This is a genomic window from Streptococcus sp. HMSC065E03 (assembly GCF_001815045.1).
GTDB classification, from domain to species: domain Bacteria; phylum Bacillota; class Bacilli; order Lactobacillales; family Streptococcaceae; genus Streptococcus; species Streptococcus parasanguinis_AD.
Genome location: NZ_KV818837.1, coordinates 66,146 through 73,766 on the forward strand (window position 1 = coordinate 66,146; position 7,621 = coordinate 73,766).

Genomic DNA, 7,621 nt, shown 5'->3' on the forward strand with positions numbered 1-7,621 from the left:
ATGGTGATAAAAGTAATGGTGGCAGATGACCAGGCCTTGATTCGAGAATCTCTGAAAATTATTTTGTCAGCCCACCCCGATATCGAAGTGGTGGCCACAGTGGAAGATGGGAATCACGTCTTGTCTAGCATTCCACAGACACATCCTGACCTGATCTTAATGGATATTCGGATGCCAGGCATGGATGGGGTTTTGGCGACAAAAGAAGTCAAAGAGCACTATCCGGATATCAAAATTATTATTTTGACAACTTTTGACGATGATGAATTTATCTATAGTGCGCTCAAGTATGGTGCTTCAGGTTATCTTTTAAAGGGAGCCTCGACAGAGGAACTCTATGAAGCGATTAAGGTGGTGCATCAAGGCGGAGCCATGATCAACCCGAATATCGCTAGTAAAGTCTTTCAAATTTTCTCACAAATGGCCAAAACCAACTTCTCTATTGCTGTAGATGAGGACAATGTCAAGGATTTGAGCACGACGGAATGGCGCATTATCCAAGAAGTCGGCTATGGGGAGTCCAATAAAGAAATTGCGGCCAAACTCTTCTTGTCAGAAGGAACCGTGCGCAATTACTTATCAACGATTTTGGCGAAATTAAACCTACGAGATCGAACGCAATTAGCGATCTGGTCAGTCCAAACAGGAGTGACGAGACGTGATTTTTCTAAAGGAAATACAGAATGAAATTGAAGCGAAAGCATCTTTGTTGGGGGATCGGTCTCCTTGTTGCGCTCTGTGCGAGTGCGGGTTTCTATTGGTGGAAACAGCAACCGACCGTCCTCCATATCGGCCTTTATGCAGGTTCTAGCTGGGATGTGCCGACCAGTCAACGTTCCCATGCCTTGGATCGTGCGATTCAAAAATTTGAAAAATCCCATCCCCACGTCCGTGTGGAGTATGAAAACGGGATTCCGCAGTCAGATTATTCAGACTGGCTCTCTGAAAAGATTGTCTCAGGAAAGACGCCGGATGTGTTTATGGTCTCTGAGCAAGATCTTTCCTTATTAGCAGCGCGAGGCGTGCTAGAAAAGTTAAACGGCTATATGGATCGAAAAGATCAAGCGGCCTTTTATCCCGTTGCCTTTGAATCCGGTGTCTATCAGGGGCAAACCTATGCCTTACCTTATGAAAGCAATCCGATTTTGATGTGTGTCAATAAAGATCTCTTGGATAAAGAAGGTATCGCGGTTCCCAAAGAAGGCTGGACCCTTGAAGAGTTCTATACGATTTGCAAGAAACTAACCAAAGATACCAATGGGGATGGGCAATTGGACCAATTTGGGAGTACAGAATACACCTGGAAAGAAGCCTTGGCGGCAAATGGAGGTCATCTCTTCCAAGGAGGCATGCTCAAGCTGACAGCTCCAGAAGTCAAAGAATCTTTGACTTTTCTGCAAAAATTGGAAGATCTAAATAAAAATTACAAGGTGAGCTCTAAAGATTTTGACCAGGGGAAAGTCGCCTTCTATCCCATGACCTTGGCCCAATATCGGACCTATAAACCTTATCCCTACCACGTTTCAAAATATTCAAACTTCACCTGGACCTGTATCCCGATGCCTGCTAAGTCAAAAACGACCAAGGCAACCTTGGTCACGACGACTTCTTTTGCTATGTCAGCTCGGAGTTCTCATTCCAAGTTGGCTTGGGAATTGATGCAACTCTTAACAGAGGATCCAGAAATTCAACAAACCCTCTTTGCCCAATCCCAAGGAATCTCTGTCATGCCACAGGTAGTCAAGAGTCGCTCTAGTAAAGACCTTTTGCAGGTGGATGATTTTGGAACAGATTCCTTGACCAATCAGACCTTGAACCGCATCATGGAACAAGCTGTTGAAAGTAGTCCGAAAAATGTCTCAAAAGAGGTGCTAGAAAAGCTAGATTACTTGATTGGCAATGCCTTGCGTGATCAGGATGTCGAGAACCGCTTGCCTCAAATTCAGAGGGAGATTGAAAGTAGTCTACAGGTAGGAGTTTAGAGTAAAATAAGATGGCATTTTGTCAAGTGACAGATGTCATTTTTTTATTGCTAAATGTCATATTGGGAATGTGACATTTGACAATGTAAAAGCGCTTTCAAATAGTCTACAATAGAGTCAAATAAAGGAGGCGTAGCAAAATGAAATACCTCATTTTGGTCAGTCATGGTGGACTGGCAGAAGGTCTAAAAACATCACTAGCCATGTTTGCTGGTGACAAGTTGGATCAGGTCATCGCAGTTGGACTCAAAGAAGGAAAATCAGTTGATGACTTCGCAGTTGATTTCAGAGAGAGCATTTCAGGATTGACAGCTGATGATTCTGTTTTGGTCTTGGCAGATATCGTAGGTGGTAGTCCATTAACCACTGCAGCCACGGTTCTAGAAGAAGCTGGAAAGCTCGATGGAGCCTTGATCCTTGGTGGGATGAACCTTACCATGGCCTTGACGGCAGTTGTGATGAAGGATGTGTTGGATGGAGACGATTTGTCAGCCACCATCTTATCAGAAGCACGATCTGCACTACAGCCTTTTGAAATTTCAGCCGCTGGTGCTGAAGAAGATGATGACGATATTTAATAGGGAGGTACCTTATGGTAGTAACATTTGTACGGATTGATGACCGCATGATTCACGGTCAGACAGTCACACGCTGGGCAAAAGAAAAACCATGTGATGGTTTGATTGCCGTAAACGATGCAGCAGCATCAAACAAGGTTTTGATTCAAGCTTACAAAGGCGCATCAGACAAGAAAACCTTTGTATGGACAAAGGAAGCCTTTAAAGAAAAATCAGCAAAAGTAACAGAATCAGATAGTCGTTACTTCTTGATCACCAAAAATCCAATCGATATGAAGGAAATTTTGGTCGACCAAGGGTTTGTCCCAGGTGATGTCAAAGAAATCATTGTTGGCCCTGCAAATGATCGTCCTGGAGCTGTGAAATTGGGAAATAACCAATCCATCACTCAGGAAGAAGCAGAAGCCTTCCAAGCTATTCAAGCAGCAGGCTACAAGGTGAAATTCCAATTGTTGCCAGATGTTTCCATCGGTTATTGGGATGATTTCAAATCAAAATTTGGTTTTTAGAACTAACAGTCTGATCTGTTAGGTAAATAAATTTACAAACAAAAGGAGCGTTTGTTATGACAATTTCATGGATTCAAGCAATCTTGCTTGGTATTTTCGCCAGCTTGTCTTCAATGCCTGGTATGGGAGGTTCCAGTATCGGGAACTATACACTCGGTCGTCCCTTGATCGGTGGGTTGATTTCAGGTTTAATTCTTGGAGATGTGACAACCGGTATTATGGTCGGGGTTGCCCTTCAAGTCGTTTATATCGCCTTGGTAACACCTGGTGGTACCGTATCTGCCGATGTGCGTGCCATCTCTTACATCGGTGTTCCTCTTGCTATCTTGTTTGTGCATGCTAATAACATCACAGATGAAGCAGGAATCGCCGCAGCTGCAGCTCCAATCGGTGCAGCCGTTGGGACAATTGGTACAGTTCTTTTCTACGGTACCGCTACTATGAACTTGGTTTGGCAACACATTGGTTGGAAAGCCGTTGAAGAAGGAAACTTCAAAAAACTCTACGCAGTTGACTGGGTTTACCCTTGGATCTCTCACTTCCTCTTCTCTTTCCTTCCAACAATGATTATCACCAAATACGGTGAAAACATGGTTGATTTGATGAAACAATACCTTCCTATGGATGGTTACTGGATGAAAGCCCTCTTTACAGTCGGTGCTCTTCTCCCATGTGTCGGTATTGCCATCTTGTTGAAACAAATTGTTACAGAAGCAACTGACTTCATTCCATTCTTTGTTGGATTTACCTTGGCAAAATCTCTCGGATTGAACTTGGTATCCAGTGCCGTTGTTTCATTAATCTTTGCAGTAATCTACTATGAACTTGAAGTGATCAAATCGATGAAAGCTGCTCCAGCCGGAGTGGTGGACCAAGACGATGATGAGGAGGATATTTAAAATGGCTGATAGAAAGAAAATTTCAAAGAAAACATTAGCAAAAGCATTCCATCATTGGTATTATGGTCATTTGACTTGTTTCTCTCAAGAACATATGCAAACCTTCGGGTACTTGACTTCTATGCTTCCAATCGTAGAAGAAATGTATGATACAAAAGAAGAACAAAAGGATGCTATGCAAACCTATACGGCCTTCTTCAACACTGAACCACAACTTGGATCTCTTGTTGTAGGGATCACAGCTGGTTTGGAAGAAGCGCGTGCAAACGGAGATGCAGTAGATGGCGAAACCATCAACGGTATGCGTGCCGGTTTGATGGGACCAATCGCTGGTATTGGTGACTCATTGGTCGTTGGTACCTTGATTCCAGTTCTATTAGGGATTGCCCTTGGACTTTCTAAAGGTGGTAACGTCGCTGGTGCTCTCTTCTACATCGTCGTATGGAACCTCTTAGTCTACTTTGGTATGCGCTTTGCCTTCTTCAAAGGTTACCAATTAGGGGATAAAGCCGTTGAATTCCTTGTAGGACCAAAAGGACAAGCTCTTCGTAAAGCGATCAGCGTTGTCGGTGGTATGGTTATCGGTGCCGTAGCAGCTACTTGGGTATCTGTTACAACAGCCCTTCAATTCAAGAATTCTGAAGGAAAAGTCTTCTTGAACATCCAAGAAAAGATCGATGGTGTTTATCCAGGTCTCTTGACAGCAGCCTTCATCACTCTTTGCTGGTGGTTGATGTCTAAGAAAAAAATTTCACCAAACAAAGTTATGTTACTTCTCGTTGTAGTTGCTTTGATCGGTGTTGCCCTTGGTATCTTTGACCCACATCTTAAATACTAAGGTAAAGAACAAACGAATTTGCTAGTAGGAGTTTTTGAGAATGAAGTGAATGGACCTCCTTTACTTGCACTTCATTCTCAATTTTTATTAGGAGGAATCCCATGGTTACAAAACAAGAACTTGTCAATGGATATGAAACAGAAATCAAGTACCAACGCCACATGCTTGAAAACCTTGGACGTTGGTTTAGCTTACTCTTTATCATTGCCAGTATTGGTGTGGTATTGATCTATCTCTTTCACAAAAGTTTCCTCCCACTCTTGATCCTCGGGATTTTACTAGCTTTGGTTGGAATTTTAGGCATGATTGTTTTTGGATATGGCATCTACCGCGGGCGGATCAATCTTCAAAAAGTGATCGATGATTTCAATCAAAAATTGACAATTTTAAATTGAAATTTTAGAAGCATCTCATTTATTTTTGAGGTGTTTTTTTCTTGACTATTTCTGACCAAGTGATACAATAGAAACATAAGTTAGCACTTGTGTATAGAGAGTGCTAAAAACACGTATGGAGGAATGAATATGTTAAAACCATTAGGAGACCGTGTGGTCTTAAAAGTAGAAGAAAAAGAACAGACTGTTGGAGGTTTTGTCCTCGCCGGTGCGAGCAAGGCTGATACAAAAACAGCTGAAGTAGTGGCCGTTGGTGAAGGTGTGCGTACCCTAAGTGGCGAACTCATCGCCCCAGCTGTAAAAGCAGGAGATCACGTTTTGGTTGAAAGCCATGCAGGAATTGAAGTGAAAGATGGGGAAGAAACCTACACCATCGTTGGAACAGCGAACATTCTTGCAATTGTAGAGTAAGAGAAGAAAGAGGTAAGAGAAATGGCAAAAGATATTAAATTTTCATCTGATGCACGTTCTGCAATGGTCCGTGGTGTCGATGTCTTAGCAGATACAGTGAAAGTTACGTTGGGCCCTAAAGGACGCAATGTTGTTCTTGAAAAATCATTTGGTTCACCCTTGATCACAAATGATGGGGTAACTATCGCAAAAGAAATCGAATTGGAAGATCATTTTGAAAATATGGGTGCCAAATTGGTGTCAGAAGTGGCTTCTAAGACTAATGATATCGCAGGTGACGGTACAACAACCGCAACTGTTTTGACTCAAGCCATCGTCCGTGAAGGAATCAAAAACGTCACTGCAGGAGCTAACCCAATTGGCATCCGCCGTGGGATTGAGACCGCTGTTGCAACAGCAGTAGAAGCTTTGAAAAACAATGCGATCCCAGTATCGAGCAAGGAAGCCATTGCTCAAGTAGCTGCTGTGTCTTCTCGTTCTGAAAAAGTCGGTGAGTACATCTCTGAAGCCATGGAAAAAGTTGGCAAAGATGGGGTCATCACCATTGAAGAGTCTCGTGGAATGGAGACAGAACTGGAAGTCGTTGAAGGCATGCAATTTGACCGTGGTTACCTCTCACAATACATGGTCACTGATAATGAAAAAATGGTGGCAGACCTTGAAAATCCATACATTTTGATCACTGACAAGAAGATTTCAAATATCCAAGAAATCTTGCCATTGTTGGAAAGCATTCTTCAAAGCAACCGTCCACTCTTGATCATCGCTGATGATGTCGATGGCGAAGCTCTTCCAACACTTGTCTTGAACAAGATCCGCGGTACCTTTAATGTCGTAGCTGTCAAGGCACCAGGATTTGGAGATCGCCGCAAAGCCATGCTAGAAGACATTGCCATCTTGACAGGTGGTACAGTCATTACAGATGACCTTGGTTTGGAATTGAAAGATGCAACCATTGAAGCACTTGGTCAAGCAGCTAAAGTGTCAGTCGATAAAGACAGTACTGTCATTGTCGAAGGTTCTGGTAACCCAGAAGCGATCGCTAACCGTGTGGCGGTTATCAAGTCACAAATCGAAACCACAACCTCTGAATTTGACCGTGAAAAATTACAAGAACGTTTGGCTAAATTGTCTGGTGGTGTTGCCGTAATCAAGGTCGGTGCTGCAACAGAAACAGAATTGAAAGAAATGAAACTCCGTATCGAAGATGCCCTTAATGCGACTCGCGCAGCCGTTGAAGAAGGGATCGTTGCCGGAGGTGGTACAGCTCTTGTCAATGTTATCTCTGCAGTCGCAGCCCTTGAATTGGAAGGGGATGAAGCAACCGGACGCAATATCGTTCTTCGTGCTTTGGAAGAACCCGTGCGCCAAATTGCTCACAATGCCGGTTATGAAGGATCTATTGTGATTGATCGCTTGAAAAATGCCGAAGTCGGAACAGGTTTCAATGCCGCAACAGGTGAATGGGTGAATATGATTGATGCAGGAATCATCGACCCTGTCAAAGTGAGCCGTTCAGCCCTTCAAAACGCCGCTTCCGTAGCGAGTCTGATCTTGACGACCGAAGCAGTCGTAGCCAACAAACCAGAACCAGCAGCCCCAGCAGGACCAGGAATGGATCCAAGCATGATGGGCGGGATGATGTAACCTGATACCAATGATTGGTGCTAAAGCACCGAATCATTGGACGGTAGCCGCTATGTTGCGGCCTACCTAATCATCTTACTAGCTCAAAGGGAGGAAAATATCGTTCCTCCCTTTTCACGTCGTAACCCCTTGGTTAATTTATCAGGTGCATTTATTGTTATGGCAAGCACCATGGTGCCTTGCCGAAGTGTCTTACTAGCTCAAAGGGAGGAAAGTATCGTTCCTCCCTTTTTCGCGTCGTAACCGCTACAAATGATTGAGGCTATGACTCTCATCATTTGACGCCAGCCGCTATTGTGCGGTCTGGCTAATCGTCTTACTAGCTCAAAGAGAGTGGGACATAAATCGGTAATTCGTTAGAA

General features: G+C 43.5%; 9 protein-coding genes. All 9 read left to right on the forward strand.

The features are described from left to right. Positions 1 to 3 precede the first annotated feature (3 nt). The 9 genes from HMPREF3002_RS00425 (at position 4) to groL (ending at position 7,259) form a co-directional block, all read left to right on the forward strand. Positions 4 to 687 carry a response regulator transcription factor gene (locus HMPREF3002_RS00425; protein WP_070664840.1) on the forward strand — a complete coding sequence of 228 codons (684 nt, stop codon included), beginning with the start codon at positions 4 to 6 and terminating at the stop codon, positions 685 to 687. Beyond that, entirely contained in the window at positions 684 to 1,982 is a 1,299-nt protein-coding gene (locus HMPREF3002_RS00430) for an ABC transporter substrate-binding protein (protein ID WP_070664757.1), read from the forward strand. The genes HMPREF3002_RS00425 and HMPREF3002_RS00430 overlap by 4 nt, the downstream gene beginning before the upstream one ends. A 140-nt stretch (positions 1,983 to 2,122) precedes the next feature. Next, complete coding sequence (locus HMPREF3002_RS00435; RefSeq protein ID WP_023919629.1) at positions 2,123 to 2,560, forward strand: PTS sugar transporter subunit IIA; 438 nt, start codon at positions 2,123 to 2,125, stop codon at positions 2,558 to 2,560. A 14-nt stretch (positions 2,561 to 2,574) separates the two neighbouring features. After that, positions 2,575 to 3,069 carry a PTS sugar transporter subunit IIB gene (locus HMPREF3002_RS00440; protein ID WP_000261775.1) on the forward strand — a complete coding sequence of 165 codons (495 nt, stop codon included), beginning with the start codon at positions 2,575 to 2,577 and terminating at the stop codon, positions 3,067 to 3,069. A gap of 56 nt (positions 3,070 to 3,125) precedes the next feature. Then, complete coding sequence (locus tag HMPREF3002_RS00445) at positions 3,126 to 3,968, forward strand: PTS mannose/fructose/sorbose/N-acetylgalactosamine transporter subunit IIC (RefSeq protein ID WP_003004789.1); 843 nt, start codon at positions 3,126 to 3,128, stop codon at positions 3,966 to 3,968. Then, the gene (locus tag HMPREF3002_RS00450; protein ID WP_037585172.1) at positions 3,952 to 4,806 is read left to right on the forward strand and encodes a PTS system mannose/fructose/sorbose family transporter subunit IID; all 855 of its coding nucleotides are present in this window, start codon (positions 3,952 to 3,954) and stop codon (positions 4,804 to 4,806) included. The genes HMPREF3002_RS00445 and HMPREF3002_RS00450 overlap by 17 nt, the downstream gene beginning before the upstream one ends. Before the next feature lie 101 nt (positions 4,807 to 4,907). After that, positions 4,908 to 5,201 carry a hypothetical protein gene (locus HMPREF3002_RS00455; RefSeq protein ID WP_003004348.1) on the forward strand — a complete coding sequence of 98 codons (294 nt, stop codon included), beginning with the start codon at positions 4,908 to 4,910 and terminating at the stop codon, positions 5,199 to 5,201. A gap of 129 nt (positions 5,202 to 5,330) precedes the next feature. Next, on the forward strand, positions 5,331 to 5,612 hold the full coding sequence (gene groES / locus HMPREF3002_RS00460) for a co-chaperone GroES (protein WP_024055367.1): 282 nt from the start codon (positions 5,331 to 5,333) through the stop codon (positions 5,610 to 5,612). Positions 5,613 to 5,633: 21 nt separating this feature from the next. Beyond that, entirely contained in the window at positions 5,634 to 7,259 is a 1,626-nt protein-coding gene (gene groL, locus HMPREF3002_RS00465; RefSeq protein WP_003004647.1) for a chaperonin GroEL, read from the forward strand. Positions 7,260 to 7,621: the final 362 nt, after the last annotated feature.